The 23882-nt window shown below is 74.2% G+C and carries 23 protein-coding genes; 15 read left to right on the top strand and 8 right to left on the bottom strand.

The window, feature by feature from the left end; all coding sequences use genetic code 11:
• Nucleotide 1: 1 nt before the first annotated feature.
• Entirely contained in the window at nt 2–1030 is a 1029-nt protein-coding gene (locus tag ABFT23_RS18150) for a D-alanine--D-alanine ligase family protein (protein WP_347897712.1), read from the top strand.
• Entirely contained in the window at nt 1027–1806 is a 780-nt protein-coding gene (locus ABFT23_RS18145) for a TauD/TfdA dioxygenase family protein (protein ID WP_347897711.1), read from the top strand. Before ABFT23_RS18150 ends, ABFT23_RS18145 begins: the two co-directional genes overlap by 4 nt.
• Here ABFT23_RS18145 and ABFT23_RS18140 read toward each other — a convergent pair.
• The 4 genes from ABFT23_RS18140 to ABFT23_RS18125 form a co-directional block, all read right to left on the bottom strand.
• Nucleotides 1797–2543: a glycosyltransferase gene (locus tag ABFT23_RS18140; RefSeq protein ID WP_347897709.1), complete on the bottom strand. Its 747-nt coding sequence runs from the start codon at nt 2541–2543 to the stop codon at nt 1797–1799. The two genes, ABFT23_RS18145 and ABFT23_RS18140, sit on opposite strands and share 10 nt — an antisense overlap.
• The gene (locus tag ABFT23_RS18135) at nt 2540–3895 is read right to left on the bottom strand and encodes a PIG-L family deacetylase (protein ID WP_347897707.1); all 1356 of its coding nucleotides are present in this window, start codon (nt 3893–3895) and stop codon (nt 2540–2542) included. The genes ABFT23_RS18140 and ABFT23_RS18135 overlap by 4 nt, the downstream gene beginning before the upstream one ends.
• Nucleotides 3892–4902, bottom strand: a complete 1011-nt coding sequence (locus tag ABFT23_RS18130) for an acyl-CoA dehydrogenase family protein (protein ID WP_347897705.1) — start codon at nt 4900–4902, stop codon at nt 3892–3894. Before ABFT23_RS18130 ends, ABFT23_RS18135 begins: the two co-directional genes overlap by 4 nt.
• An 88-nt stretch (nt 4903–4990) precedes the next feature.
• Entirely contained in the window at nt 4991–5143 is a 153-nt protein-coding gene (locus ABFT23_RS18125; protein WP_347897703.1) for a hypothetical protein, read from the bottom strand.
• Nucleotides 5144–5323: 180 nt separating this feature from the next.
• Here ABFT23_RS18125 and ABFT23_RS18120 point away from each other — a divergent pair, with 180 nt between their 5' ends.
• Nucleotides 5324–5497: a hypothetical protein gene (locus ABFT23_RS18120; RefSeq protein ID WP_347897702.1), complete on the top strand. Its 174-nt coding sequence runs from the start codon at nt 5324–5326 to the stop codon at nt 5495–5497.
• A gap of 146 nt (nt 5498–5643) precedes the next feature.
• Here ABFT23_RS18120 and ABFT23_RS18115 read toward each other — a convergent pair whose 3' ends face one another.
• A complete protein-coding gene (locus ABFT23_RS18115) occupies nt 5644–6555 on the bottom strand; it encodes an SDR family NAD(P)-dependent oxidoreductase (protein ID WP_347897700.1) in 912 nt (303 codons plus the stop codon).
• A 56-nt stretch (nt 6556–6611) separates the two neighbouring features.
• Here ABFT23_RS18115 and ABFT23_RS18110 point away from each other — a divergent pair, with 56 nt between their 5' ends.
• The 12 genes from ABFT23_RS18110 to ABFT23_RS18055 all read left to right on the top strand — a co-directional run bounded on the left by ABFT23_RS18110 (nt 6612) and on the right by ABFT23_RS18055 (nt 20185).
• The gene (locus ABFT23_RS18110) at nt 6612–7463 is read left to right on the top strand and encodes an SDR family NAD(P)-dependent oxidoreductase (RefSeq protein ID WP_347897698.1); all 852 of its coding nucleotides are present in this window, start codon (nt 6612–6614) and stop codon (nt 7461–7463) included.
• Nucleotides 7456–8994 carry a RecQ family ATP-dependent DNA helicase gene (locus tag ABFT23_RS18105; protein WP_347897696.1) on the top strand — a complete coding sequence of 513 codons (1539 nt, stop codon included), beginning with the start codon at nt 7456–7458 and terminating at the stop codon, nt 8992–8994. The genes ABFT23_RS18110 and ABFT23_RS18105 overlap by 8 nt, the downstream gene beginning before the upstream one ends.
• Before the next feature lie 89 nt (nt 8995–9083).
• Nucleotides 9084–9587: a pyridoxamine 5'-phosphate oxidase family protein gene (locus tag ABFT23_RS18100; protein ID WP_347897694.1), complete on the top strand. Its 504-nt coding sequence runs from the start codon at nt 9084–9086 to the stop codon at nt 9585–9587.
• Nucleotides 9584–10621 carry a YihY/virulence factor BrkB family protein gene (locus ABFT23_RS18095; protein WP_347897692.1) on the top strand — a complete coding sequence of 346 codons (1038 nt, stop codon included), beginning with the start codon at nt 9584–9586 and terminating at the stop codon, nt 10619–10621. Before ABFT23_RS18100 ends, ABFT23_RS18095 begins: the two co-directional genes overlap by 4 nt.
• 165 nt (nt 10622–10786) lie before the next feature.
• Nucleotides 10787–11704, top strand: coding sequence for a sigma-70 family RNA polymerase sigma factor (locus tag ABFT23_RS18090; protein ID WP_347897690.1), 918 nt, complete (start codon nt 10787–10789; stop codon nt 11702–11704).
• Between the two features lie 57 nt (nt 11705–11761).
• On the top strand, nt 11762–14059 hold the full coding sequence (locus ABFT23_RS18085; RefSeq protein WP_347897688.1) for a catalase: 2298 nt from the start codon (nt 11762–11764) through the stop codon (nt 14057–14059).
• Nucleotides 14056–14487: an SRPBCC family protein gene (locus tag ABFT23_RS18080; protein WP_347897687.1), complete on the top strand. Its 432-nt coding sequence runs from the start codon at nt 14056–14058 to the stop codon at nt 14485–14487. Before ABFT23_RS18085 ends, ABFT23_RS18080 begins: the two co-directional genes overlap by 4 nt.
• An 18-nt stretch (nt 14488–14505) precedes the next feature.
• Nucleotides 14506–16116 (top strand): phytoene desaturase family protein, encoded by a 1611-nt coding sequence (locus ABFT23_RS18075; protein ID WP_347897686.1) that lies wholly within the window; start codon nt 14506–14508, stop codon nt 16114–16116.
• An 88-nt stretch (nt 16117–16204) separates the two neighbouring features.
• Complete coding sequence (locus ABFT23_RS18070) at nt 16205–17278, top strand: glycosyltransferase (protein ID WP_347897683.1); 1074 nt, start codon at nt 16205–16207, stop codon at nt 17276–17278.
• Entirely contained in the window at nt 17275–18342 is a 1068-nt protein-coding gene (locus ABFT23_RS18065; protein WP_347897681.1) for a glycosyltransferase family 4 protein, read from the top strand. Before ABFT23_RS18070 ends, ABFT23_RS18065 begins: the two co-directional genes overlap by 4 nt.
• The gene (locus ABFT23_RS18060; protein WP_347897679.1) at nt 18339–19361 is read left to right on the top strand and encodes a glycosyltransferase; all 1023 of its coding nucleotides are present in this window, start codon (nt 18339–18341) and stop codon (nt 19359–19361) included. Before ABFT23_RS18065 ends, ABFT23_RS18060 begins: the two co-directional genes overlap by 4 nt.
• On the top strand, nt 19358–20185 hold the full coding sequence (locus ABFT23_RS18055) for a glycosyltransferase family 2 protein (RefSeq protein WP_347897677.1): 828 nt from the start codon (nt 19358–19360) through the stop codon (nt 20183–20185). The genes ABFT23_RS18060 and ABFT23_RS18055 overlap by 4 nt, the downstream gene beginning before the upstream one ends.
• 35 nt (nt 20186–20220) lie before the next feature.
• Here ABFT23_RS18055 and ABFT23_RS18050 read toward each other — a convergent pair whose 3' ends face one another.
• Genes ABFT23_RS18050 through ABFT23_RS18040 form a run of 3 tightly spaced genes read right to left on the bottom strand, consistent with a single transcriptional unit; the run spans nt 20221 to nt 23854 of the window.
• Nucleotides 20221–22317 carry a xanthine dehydrogenase family protein molybdopterin-binding subunit gene (locus tag ABFT23_RS18050; protein WP_347897675.1) on the bottom strand — a complete coding sequence of 699 codons (2097 nt, stop codon included), beginning with the start codon at nt 22315–22317 and terminating at the stop codon, nt 20221–20223.
• A complete protein-coding gene (locus ABFT23_RS18045; RefSeq protein ID WP_347897673.1) occupies nt 22314–23309 on the bottom strand; it encodes an FAD binding domain-containing protein in 996 nt (331 codons plus the stop codon). The genes ABFT23_RS18050 and ABFT23_RS18045 overlap by 4 nt, the downstream gene beginning before the upstream one ends.
• Nucleotides 23306–23854, bottom strand: coding sequence for a 2Fe-2S iron-sulfur cluster-binding protein (locus tag ABFT23_RS18040; RefSeq protein ID WP_347897671.1), 549 nt, complete (start codon nt 23852–23854; stop codon nt 23306–23308). Before ABFT23_RS18040 ends, ABFT23_RS18045 begins: the two co-directional genes overlap by 4 nt.
• Between the last annotated feature and the right edge of the window lie 28 nt (nt 23855–23882).

The raw sequence follows: 23882 nt of genomic DNA, 5'->3' as shown, positions 1-23882 counted from the left end.
CGTGGCCCGGACCTTCCTGCACCTCACGGGCTCGGCGGTCGACCCGCTCCTCGACGACGTCTCGCGGCTCTACGCGCGCGGTTGCCTCGACGCGATCGGCCACGACGGCGACCGGCACGTGCTCGCCCACGTCTCGCCCGGGGGCGCGTGGCGCTTCCCGCGCGACCTCGACGACGAGACGCTGCGTCGCACGCCGCCGCTCACCCTCGCCGAGGCGGTGGCCCGCATCAACGAGATCGACCCCGACGTCGCTCTCCCGCAGATGTTCTGCCGTCCGGGCATGACGACCTACCGCGGCCTGCTCGAGCTGCTCGGCGTCCCGTACGTCGGCAACCGCCCGGCCGCCATGGCGATCGGCGCCGACAAGCCGCACGCCTCCGCGCTCGTCGCCGCGGCCGGCGTCCGGGTGCCGGAGTCGCAGGTGGTGCGGGCCGGTGACCCGCTGCGGCTGGAGCTTCCCGTCGTGGTGAAGCCCGCCGACGCCGACAACTCGCTCGGAGTCACCCTCGTGCGCGATGCCTGCGCCTACGACGCCGCGGTCGCCGCGGCCTGCGAGCACGCCGAGCGGGCGGTGGTCGAGCGCTACGTCGAGCTGGGCCGCGAGGTCCGGTGCGGCGTCGTCGAGGTCGACGACGGCCTGGTCGCCCTCCCGCTCGAGGAGTACGCCGTCGACGCCGACACCAAGCCGGTGCGCGACCACGACGACAAGCTGCGCCGCGACGACGGCGGCGCGCTCGGCCTCGTCGCCAAGGACGCCGCGCACGCCTGGATCGTGCCGACCGACGACCCGGTCACGGACGCCGTGCAGGCGGCCGCACTGGCGGCCTACGAGGCCCTCGGGTGCCGCCACCACGGACTGTTCGACTTCCGGGTCGACCCCGACGGAGTGCCCTACTTCCTCGAGGCGTCGCTGTACTGCTCCTTCGCCCCGTCGTCCGTGGTGGTCACCATGGCCGAGGCGGCCGGCATCTCGCTGCGTGACCTGCTCGACCTGTCCGTCGACCTCGCCCTGCGAAAGGGGACCCCGTGAAGACAGAGGTGCTCGACCCCGTCGGCGTCCGCATCACCGACGTGTCGGTGGCCGACGACCCGACCGCGCTGGTGCCCGTGCTGCGCGACCTGCTGGCCGAGCACGGCGTCGCCGTGCTGCCCGGCCAGATGCTCGACGACGACGCCTTCCTGGCGTTCCTGCGCGGGTTCGGCGACCTCACGTTCACCGAGGGCGAGACGCCGCTGGCCGGCTACCCCGACCTCAACGTGATCAGCAACGTCGGACGGTGGGACTCCGCCACCCCGCCGAAGAGCTCGTTCCACGTCGACACCAGCTACGTCAGCCGGCCCCCGTCGTACACCGCGTTGCGGGCGGTGCAGGTGCCCGCGTCGGGCGGCGCCACCCAGTTCAGCAACCAGTACCGCGCCGCCGAGACCCTGCCCGCCGACGTCCGCGAGCTCGTCGAGGGGCGCACGATCACCCACGTCGTCACCGGGGTCGACCTCGGCCCCGACGAGGAGTCGCAGGCCGAGCACCCGGTGCTGCGCCCGCACCCGGTGACCGGTCGCGAGGCGCTCTACCTGACCACCCCGACTCGGTGTGCCGCGGTCAGCGGGATGGACCAGGCCGCCGGTGACGAGCTCGTGGCGACCCTGCTGGCCCACTCGACCCGGGCCGACAACGTCTTGTCCCACGCCTGGGCCCAGGACGACCTGGTCATCTGGGACAACGCGTGCGTGCTGCACCGCGCCGACCACGCGGGCGTGGTGGGTGACCGGGTGATGCACCGCGGCATGGTGGCCGACTACGCCTGAGGCGCGGTTCCGACGGGCGGCCCGGGCGACGGGGCGAGGTCGACGAGCCCGGCGAGGTAGCCGGCGAAGCCGCCCGGTGTGCGGCCCCGTAGTCGCGACGACGTGGCGATGATGCTCCTCGCGGCACCCGCTCGTGCGCCGTCGGCGAGCAGGCGCCGTACGAGGTCGAGGTCCTCGCGCTCGCCCAGGGCAGCGAAGCCGCCCACGGCGTCGTACGACGACAGACGGAACCCGAGGTGGGCGCCGTGCACGCCGACCCGGCCGTCGTCGTGCGCCACGTGCCACCGATCGAGCACGATCTTCGGTGCGGTGGCGTCGGGCTCGACGCGGCCGAGGACGACGTCCGCGCCGGAGTCGGCCTGACAAACTTGATCGGTCAGTACGTCCGGCAGAACGATCGAGTCGGCGTCGGTGCTGAAGACCCAGGTCCGCTCTGACGGCACGACGCCGCCCTGCTCTCGGGAACGGGCCCACTCGATCCCGGCGGCGCGCGCGGCGCCCACGTTGCGGTGGGCCACCTCGACGACCTCGAGGTCGCGACCACGGCACACCGCGAAGCTCTCGTCGGTGCACGCGTCGAGGACGACGGTCGTGGTGACGCGCACCGAGGGCATGGTCGTCCGCAGGTGCTCGACGGCCGCCGCCAGCGAGTCGAGGCACGCCGGGAGCAGCTCGACCTCGTCGTGCACCGGGACGACGACGTGCAGGGTCTCGATGCGGTCGGGCGGGCGGCTCACGACGAGGGGTCCGGTCGCGACGACGACGGCCCGAGGACGACGAGCTCGACGTCGCGGTCGCGGTAGACGCCGACCTCGCCGAGGCCAGCCCGCTCGAGGTGTGCGCGGAGCCGGACGTGCACGTCGGCGCCGTCCATCGGCCAGCCGACGACCTCGTGACGCCAGTGGCACAGGACGACGTCGGCGTGCGGGGCGCCGTCGACGATGGCCGTCGCGAGCCCGCCGAGCCCACGGGGGCTGAGGAAGTAGCCGACCTCCGAGACCACGACCAGGTCGAAGCCGCTGGGCGGCAGCTCGTCGTCCCAGGGCCGGGCTGCGTCGCGCAGGAGCAGCTGGACCGCCGGGAGGTCCGACGTACGGGCCCGGGCCCGGTCGAGGGCGGCCGGGCTCGTGTCGGTGCCGACGACGGCGTCGCAGCGCGCGGCGAGGTCGGCGGTGAGCGCGCCGGTCGAGCACCCGACCTCCCACGCGCGCCGGTAGCGGGCGCGGGGGAGCGCGGCCAGCAGCAGTGCGCGCTTGCGCCGCTCGTACCACCGCTGTTCGGCGCCCCAGGGCTCGTCGTGCTCGCGATGGAGGTCGTCGAGCGCCCGGTCGGCGGGCTCCTCCTCGACGAAGACCTCGTCGCCCTCGAAGTGGGTGAGCAGGTCGGGTCCGAGCAGCACCTCGTCGCCGACCGCGTCCGACAACGGCGACACCTGGCTCGTGTGGGCGGCGATCGCGCGCCGCTTGGCCGAGCGGGCGTCGTCCGGGAGCGGGAGCAGGCGCAGGTCGACCCACGGCAGGTCGCCGGGTGCGCGCCAGTGCCACGACCAGACGGGGTAGCCCAGCACCCGGCACCCCGTCCGCGCGGCGGCGACGACGCAGGCCTCGCCGGCGGTGTCGTGGTCGGGGTGGCCGTCGTGGCGCCACGGCCCGACGAGCAGTGCGTCGCGGCCGTCGCCGACGACGGCGACGAGCTCGCGCACGAGCCCGGGCAGGTCGTCGGCCAGTGCCCCGTCGCAGCGGTCGAGGTGGCGCACCCGCGCTCGCGGGGCGACGGCGAGGGCAGCGGCCTCCGACTCCGCCCGGCGCCGCGCCGCCAGGACGTCGCGTGGATGCGTGGGCGAGCGCGGGTGGCTGCCCTCACCCGCGGTCGCGACGACGACGTCGACCGCCAGGCCGGCGGCCTCGGCCACGTGGGTCAGCCCCGCGGCGCCGAGCGACTCGTCGTCGGGGTGCGCAGCCACGACGACCAGGCGTCGCACGGGCCCGCCGTCCGCGCCGACCAGGTGCAGCGGGGTCACGTCGTCCCACTCGGGTCTTGCGGCCCACGCGGCGGCCGTGGTGCCCGTCGAGTCGTGGGTCCAGGTCACCGCTCCTCCAGGAGCAGCCGGCCCAGGCCGGCGAGGTCGCGCTCGCCGTGGTGCTGGCGCAGGTAGAGGCGCAGGTCGGCGACGCGGGCGGCGTGGTCGGCCTCGGCCACGAGCGGCTGCGGTCCCAGGGCCCGGTCGACGCGGCCGAGGACCTCGGCGCAGGCCGAGGCGACGACGGCGCGGGTTCGGGCGCCGAGCACGACGGCATCGCGCCCGGTCGCCTGCCCGGCGTCGACGGCGGCCGCCGCGCCGGCGAGGGCCGAGCGGGCGGCGTGCAGCGCCGCGTCGACGGCCCCGAGGTGCAGGAGCGCGACCTGGTCGGGCTCGCGCCCGGACGGCCGCGCGAGCCGGCGCCACAGCCCGACGGCGCCGCCGAACCAGACCGCGGCCACACCGATGCCGCCCCACGCGAAGCCGTCGCGTCCGACGTACCAGCCCGGCGGCCCCACGGCCTCGACCGGCACGTCGTCGAGGCGGATGCCGGTGCTGCGCACGTCGGGCAGCCCGTGCCCGATCCAGGGCTCGTCGAGCAGCGTCACGCGCTCGTCGTGCAGGGGGACGACGAACAGACCGCGCCGGTCGCCGTCCCAGGCCGTGACGAGCGCATGGCTCAGCCGGCCTGCCAGCGAGCACCACGGCTTCGTGCCGGTCAGGGTCCACCCGGCGTCGGTCCGGCGCGCGTCGACGCGGACGTCGCGGCCCTCGGCGGCGTACACGCCCCAGGTGCGTCCGTCGGCCGCGACCAGTCCGGCCTGGTCGAGGATGGCGAGCGCGTCGAGGTGCGGCTCGACCGTGCGGGCCAGTTGGAGCCCGCGGGCGCCGAGGGAGGCGAGCAGCTCCCACAGCACGACGGTGCGCCCACCACCGGGCGTCGGGAGACGCGGCCCCCACGCCCGTGCCCAGTCGAGGTGTCCGGGAACGTCGCGGTCGTCCGCCGGTGCGTCGTCGAGCGCCGCCCGCAGCAGGACCCGCTCCGGGTCGGGGTGCGCGACGTCGCTCAACGTCACCGGGGCCACAGGCTCTCTCACGGGGTCGACCACGTGTGGCATTGCACCGGCTCGAGCGGTCGGGCGCCTCTGCCCGAGGGGGTGATTGTCATCGCCGACGGGTGAGGGCGTCGTCGGCGACGTGGTCGCGCGGGAGGTCGGTGATCAGGAGTGCGTCGGGCATGCCACCCGGTACCCACCTGTCGATCGCCGAGCGGCGGGCGCGGTCGGCGGCCGCCGGGGCGCGGAGTACCCGGTGCACCGGGTGTTCCCGACGTTCTCGGGTGTTGCAACACCTGGGAACGTCGTGCAGTCCCTGAGGAGGTCGGGGCGGATCGCGGCGTCCGTCCGACGGACGTCGACCCCCACGGGGTGGACCGATCACCCGGAGCCCCGACGCACGGTGGAGGGACGACCACGTCATCGACGAGAGGCAGCACCCGTGAACGACCGTGAACCCGGCGACCACTTCGACCACCCCGAGCGGCCCTCGGTGGAGCAGCCGCTGAACGGCCCGCGCCGCGGGCGGTGGGGTCCGCTGCTGCTCACGGTGGTCGTCTTCGCCGTGCTGATCGCGCTCTACCTGCTCGGGACCAACGTGGTGAAGCTGGACTGATCGCGGCCCGGTCGCGGACCTGGCGGCGGCGGCGCAATTCCCTTTCACCACTTGGGGTGTCGCTCTCCGGGTGGTCGCTCTCGGGGTGTCCCTGCCCACGCCGTCGGGGTGGCACCGTCGACGGCCTGATGACATCCAGTCCACGATCAGCCGCGCCACCTCGGCCGGCCGCCCGCCCGGAGGCGACCGCCCGTCGTCCAGCCGCCGCGCAGGCCCTCACGGTCGGGCCGCGGCCGGAGCACGTTGCCCGGGTCGTCGCCCGATCGCGGGCCGCGCAGCACCACGGCGTCGACCATCCGGGCGACCGCCCGGTCGTAGACGGCGGGCAGCACGCGGAAGCCGGCGACGGCGAGCAGGTTGGCCGGTCCGACGTGCTGGGCGCGGCGCGGTCGGTCGAGCCGGCGCACGCACGCGTCGGCGACCCGCTCGGGCGAGACGACCGGCGGCGGAGCCGAGCCCACACGGCCGGCGTAGGTGGCGGCCTGGCGGTAGATGGGGGTGTCGACCGCGCCGGGCAGCACGAGGCTCACGTGCAGGCCGCTCTCGCGCCGCACCTCGTTCTGCAGGGCCCGCACGAGCCCGAGCTGACCCCACTTGGCCGCGCAGTAGGCGCCCATCGACGGCACGGCGATCTCGGCGAGCAGCGAGCTGACCACGACGAGGTGCCCGCCGCCGGCGTCCCGGAAGCGCGGCAGGAGCGCGCGGGCCAGGTTGGCGGTGCCGTCGACGGCGACGTCGACGATGTGCTCGAGGATCTCGGGCTCGACCTGCTCGACCGTTCCGTAGGCCATGGACTGCGCGGTCGTGACGGCGCCGTCGACGCCACCGTACGCCGTCACGCCGGCCGCGACGGCTCGTTCGACCGCCTCGGCGTCGGTGACGTCGGCCGGGGCGACGACCGCCGGACCGGGCAGCTCGGCGGCGACGGCGTGCAGCCGCTGCTCGTCGCGGGCGACCAGCACCAGCCGGTCGCCGCGTTCGCTCAACCGGCGCGCGACGGCCAGGCCGATGCCGCTGGTGGCACCGACGACGACCACGGACCTCGAGTTCTCAGACATGACCTCGACGCTAGGTGCGCACCCGCCCCCGGCGTCTCCACCCGGAAGGGGAACCCATGATCAACCTGTTCTCGGAGCGACGACGCCCCGGACTCGTCGTCGTCGTCACCGGCGCCAGCAGCGGCATCGGTGAGGCGACCGCCCTGCGCGCGGCGCACGAGGGACACCACGTCGTGCTGGTCGCCCGGCACGAGGACACCCTCGCCGCCGTGGCCGACGAGTGCCGGACGGCGGGCGCGGCGTCGGCCGAGGTGGTCACCGCCGACGTCGCCGTCGACGACGACGTCGCGGCGATGGTCGAGCGGGTGCTCGAGGTGCACGGCCGCATCGACGCGGTGCTGCACTGCGCCGGCGTCGTCAGCTACGGCCGCACCGAGGACACCTCGGCCGACGACTTCGCCCAGGTCGTCGGCACGAACCTGCTCGGCACCGCATCGGTCGCCCGGCACGTCGTCCCCGTGCTGCGCCGCCAGAAGCGCGGTGACCTCGTGATCGTCGGCTCGCTGCTCGGTCACATCGCGGTGCCGGAGATGACGCCCTACGTGGTGAGCAAGTGGGGCGTGCGGGCGCTGGCCCGCCAGCTCCAGGTCGAGAACATCGACCTGCGCGACGTCCGGATCAGCCACGTGTCGCCGGGCAGCGTCGACACCCCGATCTACGACAGCGCCCTCGACGACGCCGGGGGCGTCAACACCCCGCCCCCGCCGACCATCAGCCCCGAGCGCGTGGCCCGGGTGGTGCTCGGCCAGGTCGGCTCGCGCCGGCCCGGCGCGGTGCGCGACGTGCAGACCGCCCTCACCAACTACGGGGTGCTGGCGGTGTTCCGGGGAGCGCCCTGGGCCTATGACCGCCTGGTCGGCCCGGTGTTCGAGATCGCCTCGCGCCGCACGGGTTCGCGCGATGAGTGACGGCCTACGGGCGACCGCCCGTCGCTTCGGCGTCACCGACCCCCAGCCCTGGCAGCTCGACGCGGCCCGCGCCGCCGTCGCCGGCCGGGACGTCGTGCTCGTGGCGCCCACCGGGGGTGGCAAGTCGCTGGTCTACCAGCTCGCCGGGCTCGAGCGCGACGGCTGGACGCTCGTCGTCTCGCCGCTCCTGGCGCTGCAGTTCGACCAGATGGCCCACCTCGAGGACGCCGGGGTGCGCGCCGCCCGGCTCAGCTCGGCCGAGGGCGTGCGACGGCGCCGCGAGGTGCTCGACGCCGTCACCGCCGGCGACCTGGACGTGCTGCTGCTCGCCCCCGAGCAGCTGGCCGGCGACGCCGGCGACCGCCTCGCCGAGCACCCGCCGAGCCTCGTCGTCGTCGACGAGGCGCACTGCGTCTCGGAGTGGGGCCACGACTTCCGCCCCGACTACCTGCGGCTCGGCCATCTCGTGCGGCGGCTCGGCGACGCCCCGGTGATCGCGATGACCGCCACCGCCGCGCCGCCCGTGCGCGACTCCATCGTCGACCGGCTGGGCCTCGACGACCCGGTGGTGGTCACGACCGACCTGCGCCGCCCGAACCTGCGCTACGCCGTCGTCCAGGTGCCCGACCGCGACCGCCAGGTGCAGGAGGTCGTCGACCGCGTGAACGACCACCCGGCGGGCTCGGCCGGCATCGTCTACGCGCGCACCCGGCGGTCTGCCGAGGAGGTCGCGGGGGCGCTGCGCGACGCCGGTCGCGATGCCCGGCACTTCCACGCCGGCCTGAGCCGTCGCGAGCGAGACGACGTCCAGCGGGCCTACATGGACGGCGAGATCGACGTGCTGGTCGCGACGTCGGCGTTCGGCATGGGCATCGACAAGGCCGACGTGCGGTTCGTCGTCCACGTCGAGGCGCCGCCGTCGCTCGACGACTACGTGCAGGAGAGCGGGCGGGCCGGGCGCGACGGCGAACCGGCCGACGTCGTGCTCGTGCACCGGCCCGAGGACCTCTCGCTGGGTCGCTTCTTCGCCGCGGGCGTCCCGCGACGGGCCACGGTCGAGAAGGTACTCGCGGCGGTTCGTCGCGACGTCGCGTCCGACGACCTGCCCGACGAGACCGGGATGAGCCGGCGCGCGGTCACCCAGGTGCTCAACCTCGTCGACCTGGCCGACGAGCCCACGGTCGCCGCGGTGCGCGCCCGGGCCGAGGCCAGACGGCGCCTCGAGCGGTCGCGCGTCGACCTGGTGCGCGAGTACGCCGGCAGCTCGCGCTGCCGCACGTCGGTGCTGCTCGGCTACCTCGGCCAACCGGTCGATCCTTGTGGCTGCTGCGACAACTGCGTGGCCGGGGTCGCCGGTGACGAGGTGGTCGACGACGAGCTCGGCGCGGCGACGATCGAGCACCCCGAGTTCGGTCGCGGCACGGTCGTCGAGACCGAGGAGGACCGGGTCACCGTGCTCTTCGAGGAAGCCGGCTACAAGACCCTGCTGCGCGACATCGTCGTCGACCGCGGGCTCGTGACCGACGCCTGATCCCACTCCTCGGGGTGGGGGTCGGCCGTCGCGCGCCGGTTACCGGTCGATCGAGCGACCGCTCGCCACCGACGAAGAGGAGCACCGACATGACCGACCAGCAGCAGGACGACGGCACCCGCAAGGTGGCCGAGCTCGTCGACCAGGCGCGGATCTGCATGCTCACCACCATGACCGCCGACGGCACGCACGTCAGCCGTCCGATGGCGCTGCAGGACGTCGAGTTCGACGGCGACCTGTGGTTCTTCGCGCTCGACGACTCGGCGAAGGCCGAGGAGATCCGTCGCAACCCGCAGGTCAACGTGGCGTTCGCCGACGACAAGCACCAGGCCTGGACCTCGGTCTCCGGCACGGCGGACCTCGTCCACGACCGAGCCCGGATGGAGGAGCTGTGGGCCCCGCCGCTCAAGGTGTGGTTCCCCGACGGCGTCGACACCCTCGGGGCCGTCCTCATCCGCGTCCGGGCCGAGACCGCGGAGTGGTGGGAGGCGTCGAGCTCGCGCACGCGTCGCCTGATCGGCTCCGTGCGGGCCGCGGTCACCGGCGACCCGGGCAAGTTCCCGGCCGAGAACCACACCGAGCGACTCGGGTGACCACCCGCCCGACCGCGGCGCCCGACGGCGACGTCGAGCCCGACCCCGATCCCGACTCGCCGACCGACCTGAGCGCCCGCTCGCGCTCGTTCGTGCTGCGCAAGACGGTCGCGGAGTTCTCCAAGGACCAGTGCACCGACCTGGCCGCGGCGTTGACCTACTACGCCGTGCTCGCCCTCTTCCCGGCCGCGATCGCCCTGACGTCGCTGCTCGGCCTGGTGGGCCAGGGCACGTCGGCCGTCGACGAGGTGCTCGACATCCTCGCCCGGCTCGGTGCCGGCGGCGTCGTCGAGTCGATCGGGCCCACGCTGCGCGACCTGAGCTCCTCGCAGGCGGCCGGTCCGGCGCTCGTCATCGGTCTGCTCGGTGCCCTGTGGTCGGCGAGCGGCTACGTCGGTGCCTTCGGGCGCGCGATGAACCGCATCTACGAGAAGGACGAGGGGCGACCGATCTGGAAGCTCCGCCCGGTGATGCTGCTGCTCACCACCGTGCTCGTCGTCCTGGTGGCGGCGGTGCTGGCGGCCCTCGTGCTGACCGGGCCGGCAGCCCAGGCCGTCGGTGACGCGATCGGGCTGGGCGGCACGGCCGTGATGGTCTGGGGCATCGTCAAGTGGCCGGTCCTGCTCGGTGTGGTGGTGCTGATCGTCGCGCTGCTCTACTACTTCACGCCCAACGTGAAGCCGCCGGCGTTCCGGTGGCTCAGCGTGGGCGCTGTGCTGGCGATCGCGGTATGGGTGCTCGCCAGCGTCGCGTTCGGCTTCTACGTGGCCAACTTCTCCTCCTACGACAAGACCTACGGCGCCCTCGCCGGTGTCGTGGTGTTCCTGCTGTGGCTCTGGATCACCAACCTGGCCCTGCTGTTCGGCGGCGAGCTCGACGCCGAGCTCGAACGAGGCCGCGAGCTGCAGCGCGGCGAGCCCGCGGAGGACGAGATCCTGCTGCCTCACCGCGACACCCGGCAGCTGGAGAAGCGGGCCGAGAAGGCCCGGCAGCGCGACCGCGAGGCGAAGGCGATCCGGCGCGGGGAGGACTGAGGCGGAGGTCGAGCCGGTTTCACCCGTTCGAGAACGCCTGGTCACCCGCGCGGATGGGCAGCCCCGGGGAGTGCCGTCACTACGGTCGAAGGACAGACGGCACCCCCACAGCCGTACCCGTCGAAACAGCCGGCGGAACCGTTCTCGTCTTGTTCGGAGCCCCCGATGACCGCACCGCCGACGTCTGCGCGCCCTCGGGCCGTCGACCAGCCCGCCCGCGACCTGACCGACCACGACGACCGCACCGAGGTGGTGCTGACCCCTCTCGGTGCCCGCGGCGCCGCCACGCGGCTGAGCCGGTCGGAACGCTCGCAGCGCACCGCACGCCTGCTGCAGCTCGCCGCCGCGGCCGACGGTGGCGAGCGCGTGGCCCTGCTCGACGAGGTCGTCGTCCTCAACTGCCGGGTCGCCGACGCCGTCGCGTCGCGCTACCGCGACCGCGGCGTGGCCTACGAAGACCTGCAGCAGGCGGCCTACGAGGGCCTGGTCAAGGCCGTGCACCGCTTCGACGGGGACCACGCCGACGACCTGCTCACCTTCGCCGTCCCGACGATCCGGGGCGAGGTGCAGCGCTACTTCCGCGACCGGTCGTGGATGGTGAGGCCGCCGCGCCGCATCCAGGAGCTGCAGCAGCGCGTCAGCGCGACCATCGCGGCCCAGTCGGCGACCCTGGGTCGCGAGCCCACCGACGCCGAGGTCTGTGCCGAGCTGGGCATCGGGCCGGAGGAGCACGCCGAGGTGGTGCGTGCCTTCGGCTGCTTCCGTCCCTCGAGCCTCGACCACCCGCTGTCGGACGACGACGGCTCGGCCACGGTCGGCGACGTCCTCGCCGACGACCGCGAGTCGCACGGGGCCGCCGAGGCCCGGGTCGTGCTGGGGCCGGCCGTGCGCCGGCTCGGCCCGCGCGACCAGCGCCTGGTCTTCCTGCGGTTCTTCGAGGAGCGCACACAACGCGAGATCGGTGCCGAGCTCGGGCTCACACAGACCCAGGTCTCGCGTCAGCTGGAGCGGGTGCTCCGCGACATCCGCACGGTCGTCGACGGTCGGACGGACAGCATGTCGTCCGAAATTCGGTCGGCGTAGCTCGCCGCTCACCTCAACTGGTGAGGTTGGGCCGAGCACGGACGGTTACCGGGCCGCATGACACCCCCGAAGCCGTCCGACGTGGCCCGCACCGTGAAGGAGACCGTCGAGGACGTGGTCGACAAGACCGTCGACAAGGCCCAAGAGCTCGTCGACCCTCTCGCGCCCGGGCTCCCGGCGCCCGAGCAGCCGTCCCTCGAGGAGCCGACGGAGCCCCGGGGCCCGTTGGACCCCAAGCCCGACCAGGGCACGCCCACACCGCTCACGCCCACCGGTGCCGCGCTCGAGGCTGAGCCCACCCGGTTCGCCCAGCAGGGTCCGTACCTGACCACGGCGACCGGGGTCCGCGTGCGCGACTCGGACCACTCGCTCAAGGCCGGACGCCGCGGCCCCACGCTGCTGCAGGACCACCACCTGCGCGAGAAGATCAGCCACTTCGACCACGAGCGGATCCCGGAGCGCGTCGTCCACGCCCGCGGTGCGGCGGCGCACGGCACCTTCGTGGGCTACGGCACGGCGACGCCGGTCTGCCTCGCCGGGGTGTTCGCCGAGGGCAAGCAGACCCCGGTCTTCGTGCGGTTCTCGACCGTGCTCGGCTCGCGCGGCTCGGCCGACACGGTGCGCGACACCCGCGGCTTCGCGGTGAAGTTCTACACCGACGAGGGCAACTGGGACCTGGTGGGCAACAACATCCCCGTCTTCTTCATCCAGGACGGGATCAAGTTCCCCGACGTCATCCACGCCGGCAAGCCGCACCCCGACCGCGAGATCCCCCAGGCGCAGAGCGCGCACGACACGTTCTGGGACTTCGTGTCCCTGCACACCGAGGCTCAGCACCACACGCTGTGGAACATGTCCGACCGCGGCATCGCCCGGTCGTACCGGATGATGGAGGGCTTCGGGGTCCACACCTGGCGGCTCGTCAACGCCGAGGGCAAGACCTCGCTGGTCAAGTTCCACTGGAAGCCCGTGCTGGGGGTGCACTCCCTGGTGTGGGAGGAGGCGCAGATGCTCGGCGGGATGGACCCCGACTACCACCGCCGTGACCTCGCCGACGCCATCGAGTCCGGTGCGTACCCCGAGTGGGAGCTGGGCATCCAGGTCTTCGACGACAACGACGAGCAGACCTTCGAGGGCATCGACCTGCTCGACTCGACCAAGCTCGTGCCCGAGGAGATGGCGCCGGTCCAGCCCATCGGTCGGTTGACGCTCGACCGCAACGTCACGAACTACTTCGCCGAGACCGAGCAGGTCGCGTTCTGCACCAGCCACGTCGTGCCGGGCATCGACTTCACCGACGACCCGCTGCTCCAGGCGCGCAACTTCTCCTACACCGACACCCAGCTGACGCGTCTCGGTGGGCCGAACTGGCAACAGCTGCCGATCAACCGCCCGCACGCACCGGTGAACGACATGCTGCGCGACGGTTACGGGCAGCAGGCCGTGCACGGCGGCGTCGCCCCCTACAAGCCCAACTCGCTCGACGGCGGCTGCCCGTTCTTCGCCGGCGCCGACGTCAGCGCCATGGCCGACCTGCCGGTGCGCGTCACCGAGGCGGTCAAGGAGCGGGCCAACCCCGCGTCGTACGACGACCACTTCAGCCAGTCGCGCCTGTTCTGGCTGAGCATGACCCCGGTCGAGCGCGAGCACATCGTCGCGGCGTACACCTTCGAGCTCAGCAAGGTCTACGAGCAGGCGATCAAGGAGCGTCAGCTGCGCGCGCTGGCCAACATCGACCCCGTCCTGTGCCGCGAGGTGGCCGACGGTCTCGGCCTCGCAGCGCCCGAGCCCACCGTCGAGCTGCTCGACGCCGACCCGAGCCCCGCGCTGTCGCAGGTCGGTGGCACGTGGCCGGCCTCGGGTCGCATGATCGGCATCGTCGTCGACGCCGACTCGCCGGAGAGCCTCGAGGGCCTGCGCTCATTGCGTCGCGCCGTCGACGCCGCCGGCATGGTGCCCCTGGTGTTCGCGGCCCGCGGTGGCGAGATCGACGGACAGCCCGTCCAGCGGACCTTCGCTGCGGGCCGCTCGGTCGAGGTCGACGCGCTGCTGCTGGCCGGCTGCCCGGCGCCCGGCCGTGACGCGGCGCCCGCTCGCGAGGCGAAGGCCGGGGCGGCCGGTGCGCCGGGCCTCGACCCACGGGTCGCCCTGCTGGTGCAGGAGTGCTTCCGCCACGCCAAGGTGATCGGTGCCTGGGGCACGGGCGGCGACGCCGTCACCGCCGCTGGGGTCGATGCCGGGGCCGCGGGCATCGTCCTCGGCGACGAGCCGGCCGAGGTGTTCGCCGAAGTGCAGGAGCAGCTCGGTGAGCACCGTGTCTGGGACCGCTTCCGCCCGTCCCCGGCCGTCTCGTGAGCACGAGGACGCGCATCGTCGAGGCCACGCCCTCCGAGGTGTGGGACGTGCTGGCCGACGGCTGGCTCTACCCGGTGTGGGTGGTCGGTGCGTCCCGCATGCGCGAGGTCGACGACCACTGGCCGGACGCCGGCGCGAAGCTGCACCACTCGGTCGGCGTGTGGCCGGCACTCATCGACGACACCACCGAGGTGCTCGACTCGGTGCGCACGCAGCACCTGCGCCTGCGCGCCCGCGGCTGGCCCGCCGGCGAGGCCGAGGTGGAACTGCGGCTGGTGCCCCACGACACCGACACCGAGGTCTCGATCACCGAGGACGTCGTCAAGGGCCCCGGGCTGCTGATGCCCAAGCCGCTGCGCGACGTCCAGATCGCGATCCGCAACACCGAGACGCTCAAGCGGCTGGCCTACATCGCCGAGAACCGGTGATGGGTCGATGATGGACCAGTGACGGCGTACGACGCGGTGGTGGTCGGCGGCGGGCCCAACGGGCTCGTCGCCGCCAACCACCTCGCCGACGCGGGCTGGTCGGTGGTGGTGCTGGAGGCGCAGGCCGAGGTCGGCGGCGGCGTGCGCAGCGACCGCGAGCTGCACCCCGACTTCGTGCACGACACCTTCAGTGCGTTCTACCCGCTCGCCCCGCTCTCGGTGGGCCTGCGCACGCTCGAGCTCGAGCGGCACGGCCTGGTGTGGGAGCACGCGCCGGCCGTGCTCGGGCATCCGACCCCTGACGGCCGGTGGGCCCTCCTGCACCGTGACCGCACCGTGACCGCCACCCTCATGGACGAGCAGCACGCCGGCGACGGCCAGGCCTGGCTCGACCTCTGCTCCCTCTGGGACCGCATCGGCGAGCCGCTGCTCGACGGCGTGACCGGTCCGTTCCCACCGGTGCGGGCCGGGGCCCGCGTCCTGGCGGCCATCACCCGGGCCGGCGGGCTCGACGTCGTCCGGACGCTGCTCACGCCGGCGAGCGCGATCGGGCACGGCGACTTCGGCGGCGACGCCGCGCGGCTGCTGCTCAGCGGCAATGCCGGGCACGCCGACATCCCCGTCGGAGCGCCGGGTTCGGGCGTCTTCGGCCTGCTGCTGACCATGCTGGGCCAGACCGTCGGCTTCCCGGTGCCGCGGGGCGGTGCCGGCGAGCTGACGGCCGTGCTCCGTCGGCGTCTCGAGGGCGCCGGTGGCGTCGTGGTGACCTCCGCCGAGGTGACCTCGATCGAGGTCCGCGACGGGCGCGTGACAGGGGTGCGGGTCGCCGGGGGCGAGCGGTACGCCGCGCGCCGCGCGGTCGTGGCCGACGTGTCGGCCCTGCACCTGTTCGGCGGCCCGGGCCGCGGCGGCCTCCTCGCCGAGGAGCACGTGCCCGCCGGGGTGCGCCGCGGCATGCGGTCGTTCGAGCTCGACCCGGGCACGGTGAAGGTCGACTGGGCGTTGTCCGGACCCGTCCCGTGGGCTGCGCCTCCGCCCTACGCGCCCGGCACGGTGCACGTCGCCGACTCGGTCGACGCCATGGCGCTGTCCCTCGCGAAGGTCGCCGCTTATACGATCCCGGCCGACCCCTTCCTCCTCACCGGGCAGATGACCACGAGCGACCCGAGCCGGTCCCCGGCCGGCACCGAGTCGTTCTGGGCCTACACCCACGTCCCGCAGGACGACGGCCCCGTCATCGACGAGCACGACCAGATCACCGGCGCCTGGGACCGCGACGACTGCGAGCGGATGGGTGACCGCATCCAGGCCCGCATCGAGCGGCTCGCGCCCGGCTTCGGCGACCTCGTCGTCGCCCGCCGAGTGCTGGGGCCGCACGAGCTCGAGCACCGCAACGCGAACCTGGTCGGCGGGTCGCTGAACGGCGGCACCGCGCAGCTGCACCAGGAGCTCGTGCTGCGGCCGGTGCCGGCACTGCTCGGCCGGCCCGGGACCGGCGTCCGCGGCCTCTACCTCGGCTCGGCCTCGGCCCACCCGGGCGGCGGCGTGCACGGGGCACCGGGCCACAACGCCGCCCGGGCCGCGATCGCGGGGGAGCTGCGGCACCGGCTGACCCGCGGTCACCTCTGAGGGGGAGACTCGGCGGCACCGTTCCGGGGCACCTCGTGGAGTGACCCTCACCCATGACGCGTCGACGCGTGTCCTCACCGTCGCCAGCGTGCCTGCCGGGCACGTCTACGTGCGCCACCTCGAACCGCTGCCGGACGACGCCGACGGAGCCGTGCGCCGACTCGCCGACCCACCCGCGCGCGGCACGACCACCCCGGCCGGTGCGTCGTGGTGGCCGCCGGCGATGCTCGACGCGGCCTGGGTCGAGGCGCACGGGGCGACCATCGACGTGCTGCACGTGCACTTCGGCTTCGACGCCCTCGAGCCCGCCGAGCTGCAGCAGGTCGTCGACGCCCTGCGACGCCACGGCGTCCCGCTCGTCTACACGGTCCACGACCTGCGCAACCCGCACCACGTCGACCGGACGGCGCACGACGCCCAGCTCGACGTGCTGGTTCCTGCGGCCGACGCCCTCGTCACCCTGACGCCGGGGGCCGCCGAGGAGATCCGGCGGCGGTGGGGCCGGGAGGCCGTCGTCGTGCCGCACCCGCACGTCGTCCCGTTCGAGACGATGCGGAAGGTCCGCTCGATGCGCGAGGTCGGACGACGCGCGCACGGCGGTCGCCCGTTCCGCGTGGGCCTGCACCTGAAGAGCCTGCGTGCCTCCATGGCTGCGGAGCGGGTGGTGGCGACGCTGGTCGACACCGTCGCCCCCCTGCCGGACGCCGTGCTGCAGGTCGACGTCCACCGCGACGTGCTCGAGCCGACCTTCGTGCGGCACGACGCGTCGCTGACCCGCCTGCTGCGCACGCACGCCGACGCGGGGCGTATCGACCTGCGGGTGCACGACTACTTCAGCGACGACGACCTGTTCGACTACCTCGCCTCGCTCGACGTGTCGGTGCTGCCGTACCGCTTCGGCACGCACTCGGGCTGGCTGGAGGCCTGCCGCGACCTCGGGACGACGGTGGTCGCGCCGAGCTGCGGCTACTACGCCCAGCAGGGCCCCGTCCGTACGTACGTGCACGACGAAGACCACTACGTCGCCACCTCGCTGACCGACGCGGTCAGGAGCGCGTGGGCGGACCGCCGCGACCTCGGCACGACCGTCGAGCAGCGACGCCGGCAGCGGCGCGAGGTCGCCGCCGCGCACGAGCGGATCTACCGCGGGGTCACGGCATGAGGATCTGTCTCGTCGCCTCCAGCCGCTTCCCGATCATCGAGCCGTTCGCCGGCGGGCTCGAGGCCATGACCCACGGCCTGGCCGCCGAGCTGGTCCGCCGCGGCCACGAGGTCACGCTGTTCGCCGCCCCGGGCTCCGACCCGGCGCTGCCGGTCACCTACCTCGGCACCGCCTCGTTCGAACCGAGCGAGGCCGCGATGCGCGACGTGAACGCTCCCTCCCGGGGAGCCCTGGCCGAGCACCACGCCTACCTGGCGCTCATGCTGCGCCTGGCCCGTACCGGCACCGCCGAGTTCGACGTGGTGCACAACAACAGCCTGCACCACCTGCCGGTCGCGATGGCGCCGGCGCTCGGCGTCCCGCTGCTCACGACGCTGCACACGCCCCCGCTCCCGCTGATCGAGTCGGCCATCCACCTCGGCCCCAACCCCGCCTCGTTCGTCGCCGTGTCCGCGCACACCTCCGACACCTGGTCGCACGTGGTCCACAGCGAGGTCGTCCCCAACGGCATCGACCTCGCGCGCTGGCGCTTCGGTCGTGGCGGTGGTCCCGCCGTCTGGTCGGGCCGCCTCGTGCCCGAGAAGGCGCCGCACCTGGCCATCGACGCGTGCCGTCGGGCCGGCCTCGGTCTCGTGCTGGTCGGGCCGGCTCACGACCGCGACTACTTCGACCGCGAGGTCGCACCCCGCCTCGGCGGCGGCGTCGAGTACCGCGGGCACCTCGACCACCGCGAGCTGGCCCACCTGCTGCGCGCCGCCTCGGTCGCTGTCGTGACCCCCGACTGGGACGAGCCCTACGGTCTCGTGGCCTCCGAGGCGATGGCCTCCGGGACGCCGGTCGCGGGCTACGCGCGCGGCGGCCTCCCGGAGGTGGTCGGCGTCGAGGGCGGCGTGCTGGTCGAGCCCGGCGACCAGGCGGCCCTGGCCCGGGCCATCCGCGACGCGCGCCGTCTCGACCGCGCGGCCGTGCGTCGGCACGCGGAGCGGACCTGCTCGCTCGAGCGGATGGTCGACGACTACGAGCGCTGCTACGCCGCGCTGACCCACGAGCCGGTCGCGGCATGAGCTCCGAGGCCGTCGAGCACGTCGGCTACTACGTGCACCACGTCGGACGCGGTCACCTGCACCGCGCCACCGCCCTCGCCCGGCACCTGGCCGAGACCGGCGGGCCGGTGCTGACCGGGCTGTCGTCGCTGCCGCGGCCCGACGACTGGCCCGGCGGCTGGGTCGAGCTGCCGCGCGACGACGACGGGGAGCCGGTGGGTCAGACCGCCCGCAACCGCCTGCACTGGGCGCCCCTGGGCCACGACGGTCTCCGGGCCCGCACGTCGGCGATCTCGGGCTGGATCGAGGCGGTGCGTCCGCGGGCGTTCGTCGTCGACGTCTCGGTCGAGGTCACGCTGCTCGTGCGGCTGCACGGCGTGCCGGTGGTCTCGGTGGTGCAGCCGGGGCACCGCGACGACCCGGCTCACCTCCTCGGGCTGGAGGTCGCCGACGCGCTGGTCGCCTTCTGGCCCGCCGAGGCGCACGGCATGCTCTGCGGCGTCCCGGTCGCGGTCAAGGAGCGCATCCGCACGGTCGGTGCCCTGTCGCGCTTCCCGGCCGCCGCCGACGACGCCGACGACGACGCCGACGACCTGGTCGGGCGGACGACGGGCCGCCGGGCGGTGCTCATGGTCGGGGGAGGCGGGCACGCCGACCTGCCCGAGCGCGTCGGTGAGTGGACCGTGACCGTGATCGGCGGCGCGGCGGGGCCGTGGGTCGACGACCCGTCGCCGCTGCTGCGCGACGCCGACGTGGTGATCACCCACGCCGGCCAGAACGCGCTCGCCGAGGTGGCCGCGGCCCGTCGTCCCGCGGTCGTGGTGCCCCAGGAGCGACCGCACGACGAGCAGGTCACCACCGCCGCCGTGCTGCGCGACGGCCCGTGGCCGGTCGTCGTGCTCGACACGTGGCCTAGTGACGACGAGGCCCTCGAGAAGGCGGCGATCCTCGACGGCGCCGCGTGGGCCGCGTGGTGCGACGGTCACGCGGTCGAACGCTTCGCCGACGTCGTCCGCGAGACCGCCGGGATGCCGCGGTGACCCGCGTCGGCGTGGTGACGATCGCGCACGGCCGGCGCGGCCACCTCGACGCCCAGCACCGGTCGTTGGCCCTCGGACGACGTCGTCCCGACCACTACGTCGTCGTCGCGATGGACGACCCGGCCCTCGACGTCGCCACCCACCGCGGGCTCGTGCGCGACGTCATCCACGTGCCCGGCGTCGAGCAGGGCCTGCCGCTGGCCGCCGCTCGCAACCGCGGCGTCCAGCACGTGCTCGACGCCGGCGCCGACGTCGTCGTCCTGCTCGACGTCGACTGCCTCGCCGGAGCCGGTCTCGTGGCGTCGTACGCCGAGGCGGTGCGTCAGGCTCCCGACCGCATCTGGTCGGGGCCCGTGACCTACCTGGGGCCCGACGTGTTCGTCTCGCACCCGGCCGAGCTCGACGGCTTCGACGCACCGCACCGGGCCCGTCCGGCTCCCGCCGTGGGGGAGCAGGTGCGCTCGGGGGACCCGAACCTGTTCTGGTCGTTGTCCTTCGCGACCTCGCCCGCGACGTGGCGCCGGGTCGGTGGCTTCCACGAGGCCTACGTCGGCTACGGCGGCGAGGACACCGATTTCGCACGACAGGCTGGCGCGGCCAGGGTCGAGCTGTGGTGGCTCGGCGGGGCGCGGGCCTACCACCAGCACCACACGGTCAGCTCGCCACCGGTCGAGCACCTCGACGCCATCCTGCGCAACGGCCGACTCTTCCGCGAACGCTGGGGTGAGTGGCCCATGGCCGGGTGGCTGTCGGCCTTCGAGGAGCTCGGTCTGGTGCGCCGCGACGGTGACGACTGGATCGCCGCGAGTGCCGCTGCTGTCTGACGACGATCAGCGCCGGCGGCGCTGACCGCCCGTCGTCACAGGAAGCGGTCGGCCGTCAGCGGCAGGTCGCGCACGCGGACCCCGGTCGCGTGCCAGGCCGCGTTCGCGATCGCCGCGGCCGTGCCGACGATGCCGATCTCGCCGATGCCCCGCCCGCCGTACGGCGTCACGAGCTCGTCGCTCTCGTCGAGCCATTCGGCCGACAGGTCCTGCGGCACGTCGGCGTGCGCGGCCACGTGGTAGGTCGCGAGGTCCTGGGTGACGGTGTGGCCGAACCGGGGGTCGCGCACGCCGTCCTCGTGCAGCGCGCCGGAGAGGCCCATGAGCAGGCCGCCGTAGAGCTGGGAGCGCGCGGTCGTGGGGTTGACCACCCGACCGACCGAGTAGGTGCCGTGCAGGCGGGTGCAGCGCACCTCGCCCGTCCAGCGGTCGACGCGGACCTCGGCGAAGACGGCGCCGAAGGAGTGCAGGGAGTGGTTCTCCATGTCGGGGTAGGACTCCGTGGTCGCGACGGTGTGCAGGCCCGCCTCGGGCGCGGGGCCGTGGTCGGCGCGGAACTGCTGGGCGGCCTGGGTGATCGCGGTGCCCCACGAGCCGGTGCCGGCCGACCCGCCGGCGACCGTGGCGACCGGCAGCGAGGTGTCGCCGATGGCCAGGTCGATGCAGCCGACCTCCACCCCGAGGGCGTCGGCCGCGATCTGGCGGAGCACGGTGCGCGCGCCGGTGCCGATGTCGACCGCGCCGATGCCGACGGCGTAGCGCCCGTCGGCGCGGGACTCGATGCGGGTGGCGTTGCCGGGCATCCAGAGCGCCGGGTAGGTGGACGTCGCGACCCCCGTGCCGACGTACCAGTCGCCGTCGGTGCGCGTGCCGGGTTCTGCCGGACGGTCGGCCCAGCCGAACCGCTCGGCGCCGCGTTGCAGGCACTCGACGAGACGGCGGTCGTTCCACGGGTTGCCGGTCTCCGGGTCGGTGGCGGGCTCGTTGCGCACCCGCAGGTCGACCGGGTCGACGCCACAGGCCTCGGCGAGCTCGTCCATCGCGACCTCGTGCGCGAAGACGCCCGGCATCTCACCGGGCGCGCGCATCCACGACGGCACGGCGACGTCGAGCGCCGCCACGCGGTGCGTCGTGCGGCGCGCCGGGGCCGCGTAGAGCATGCGGGCCGCCGTGGCGGTCTGCTCGACGAACTCCTTGTGCGCCGACGTCTGGCTGACGGCGTCGTGCTCGACCGCGAGCAGCCGTCCGTCGGGTTCGGCCGACAGCCTGATGTGCGAGCGCGTCTCGGTGCGGTAGCCGGTGAGCGCGAACATCTGCTGCCGTGTGACCGCGAGACGAACCCACCGACCGGGCAGCGTCATGGCGGCGAGCGCGGCGGCCATCTCGGGGGAGTGGGGCAGGCCCTTGCTGCCGAAGCCGCCGCCGACGTAGGGCGCGCGCACCCGCACCTGGTCCTGCTCGAGCCCGAGCATCGGGGCGAGGGTCTTCGCGACCGGGTGGACGCCCTGCGTGGAGTCCCACAGGGTCAGCCGCTCGCCGTCCCAGTGGGCGGAGGCGGCGTGCGGCTCCATGGGGGAGTTGTGCTCGTGCGGGGTCGTGTAGCGCTGCTCGACGACGACGGACGCCGCGGACCGGGCGGCGTCGAGGTCGCCGTCGGCCCAGTCGGTCTCGTGGCCTGCGTTGACCTCGTCAGGCGCGGCCAGCCCGCCGTCGTCGAGAGCGGCGACGTGGGGCTCCTCGTCGACGTGCACCCGCATCAGCCGGGCGCCCTCGCGGGCCGCCTCGGCGGTCTCGGCGAGCACCACGGCCACGATCTGCCCGCGGTGGTGGATGCGGTCGTCCTGCAGGATCGCGAGCTCGGCGTCGTCGGTCTCGACCAGCCGGGGCGCGTTGGTGTGGTCGACGACCGCCACGACGCCGTCGTGGCGCAGGGTGTCGGCGGCGTCGATGCGGAGCACGCGGCCCTTGGCCACGGGTGCACCGACCAGCCAGGCGACGACCGGATCGGTGATGCCGTCGTCGGTGCCGTGCTCGACGGCGTACAACGCCTGACCGGTGACCTTGAGCGGCCCGTCGACCCGGTCGTGGTGGGTGCCCACCGCGCGGGTGGTGATCGGCTCGGCGGTGCTCATCGCGCGTCCTCCCTCGTGACGGCCAGCCGGGTCAACGCCCGGGCGGTGATGCCGGTCAGCATGGCGATCTTGTAGTGGTTCTCGGACGTCGTCGCGGCTGGCCGCAGCTCCTCCGCCACGGCGTCGCGGACTCGCTGCTCCTCCAGCGGGCCCCCGAGCAGCAGCTGCTCGGCGGTGCGAGCCCGCCACGGCTTGTGCGCGGCCCCGCCCCAGGCGATGCGGACGTCGACCACGTCGTCGCCGGCCAGCTCGAGCGCGGCGGCGACGGAGACCAGGGCGAAGGCGTACGACGCCCGGTCGCGGGCCTTCTCGTAGGTCGAGCGACGCGCCGCCGACGACCGGGTCAGCTCGACGGCGGTGACGAGCTCGCCGTGCTCGAGCGTGGTGTCGCGCTCGGGGTGGTGGCCGGGCAGGCGGTGCAGCTCGTCGAAGGGCACCCGGCGCTCACCCTCGGGGCCCAGCACGACGACCTCGGCGTCGAGGACACTCATCGCCACGGCCATGTCGGAGGGGTGGACGGCGACGCAGGCCTCGCTCGCTCCGAGCACCGCGTCGTAGCGTCCGTAGCCGCCGATCGCCGAGCACCCGCTACCGGGCTCGCGCTTGTTGCACGGCGTGGTCGCGTCCTGGAAGTAGACGCACCGCGTCCGTTGGAGCAGGTTGCCGGCCGTCGTGGCCTGGTTGCGGATCTGCCCGGAGGCGCCGGCCAGCAAGGCACGGCTCAACGCCGGGAAGTCGCGACGGATGACCGGGTGGGCGGCGAGGTCGCTGTTGCGCACAGCGGCGCCCACCCGCAGGCCGGTCTCGGTCTCCTCGACCGTGTCGAGGCCGAGGCGGTTGACGTCGACGAGTCGATCCGGTGTCGTGATGCCGAGCTTGAGGTGGTCGACGAGGTTGGTCCCGCCGCCGAGGTAGCAGGCCCCGGGGTGGCCCGTGACCGCCTCGACCGCCTCGGCCGCGCTCGTGGGTCGGAGGTAGGTGAGCTGCTTCACCGGACCGCCTCCGTGGTCTCGGCGGCCTGTCGGGCGGCCGCGACGATGCCGGCGTAGGCCCCGCAGCGGCAGATGTTGCCGCTCAGCCGTTCGCGCACCTCGTCGTCGGTCAGCGCGACCGCCCCGGTTTCGCCGGACAGGTCGTCGGTGACATGGCTGGGTTGGCCCTGGGCGACCTCGTCGAGCATGCCGACGACCGAGCAGACCTGGCCCGGCGTGCAGTAGCCGCACTGCAGGCCGTCGTGGTCGAGGAACGCCTGCTGCACCGGGTGCAGGTCGTCGGGCGACCCCAGGCCGGCCGCGGTCACGACCTCGGCGCCGTCGTGGGCCACGGCCAGCGCCAGGCACGACAGGCTGCGGCGTCCGTCGAGCAGCACGGTGCACGAACCGCACTGGCCGTGGTCGCACCCCTTCTTCGGTGACGTGACCTGCAGACGCTCGCGGAGCGCGTCGAGCAGGGTGGTACGGACGTCGACCTCGACCTCGCGGTCGCGGCCGTCGACACGGAGTCTGATGAGCGCGGTCGGGCCGCTGGGCTCTGCCATGTGCTCACTCTCCTGCGCCGACGCGGGC

This window comes from Nocardioides secundeburneus, from assembly GCF_039939255.1.
Lineage (GTDB): Bacteria > Actinomycetota > Actinomycetes > Propionibacteriales > Nocardioidaceae > Nocardioides.
The sequence above is the reverse complement of the archived record's forward strand: the minus strand, read 5'-3'. Positions and strand labels throughout refer to the sequence as shown.

Bases quoted from the DNA above. Each gene is read 5' to 3' on its own strand.
- ABFT23_RS18105 (WP_347897696.1), top strand. From the start codon at position 7,456: ATGAGTGACGGCCTACGGGCGACCGCCCGTCGCTTCGGCGTCACCGAC.
- ABFT23_RS18115 (WP_347897700.1), bottom strand. From the start codon at position 6,555: ATGTCTGAGAACTCGAGGTCCGTGGTCGTCGTCGGTGCCACCAGCGGC.
- ABFT23_RS18065 (WP_347897681.1), top strand. From the start codon at position 17,275: ATGAGGATCTGTCTCGTCGCCTCCAGCCGCTTCCCGATCATCGAGCCG.
- ABFT23_RS18050 (WP_347897675.1), bottom strand. From the start codon at position 22,317: ATGAGCACCGCCGAGCCGATCACCACCCGCGCGGTGGGCACCCACCAC.
- ABFT23_RS18060 (WP_347897679.1), top strand. From the start codon at position 18,339: ATGAGCTCCGAGGCCGTCGAGCACGTCGGCTACTACGTGCACCACGTC.
- ABFT23_RS18040 (WP_347897671.1), bottom strand. From the start codon at position 23,854: ATGGCAGAGCCCAGCGGCCCGACCGCGCTCATCAGACTCCGTGTCGAC.
- ABFT23_RS18090 (WP_347897690.1), top strand. From the start codon at position 10,787: ATGACCGCACCGCCGACGTCTGCGCGCCCTCGGGCCGTCGACCAGCCC.
- ABFT23_RS18100 (WP_347897694.1), top strand. From the start codon at position 9,084: ATGACCGACCAGCAGCAGGACGACGGCACCCGCAAGGTGGCCGAGCTC.
- ABFT23_RS18110 (WP_347897698.1), top strand. From the start codon at position 6,612: ATGATCAACCTGTTCTCGGAGCGACGACGCCCCGGACTCGTCGTCGTC.
- ABFT23_RS18085 (WP_347897688.1), top strand. From the start codon at position 11,762: ATGACACCCCCGAAGCCGTCCGACGTGGCCCGCACCGTGAAGGAGACC.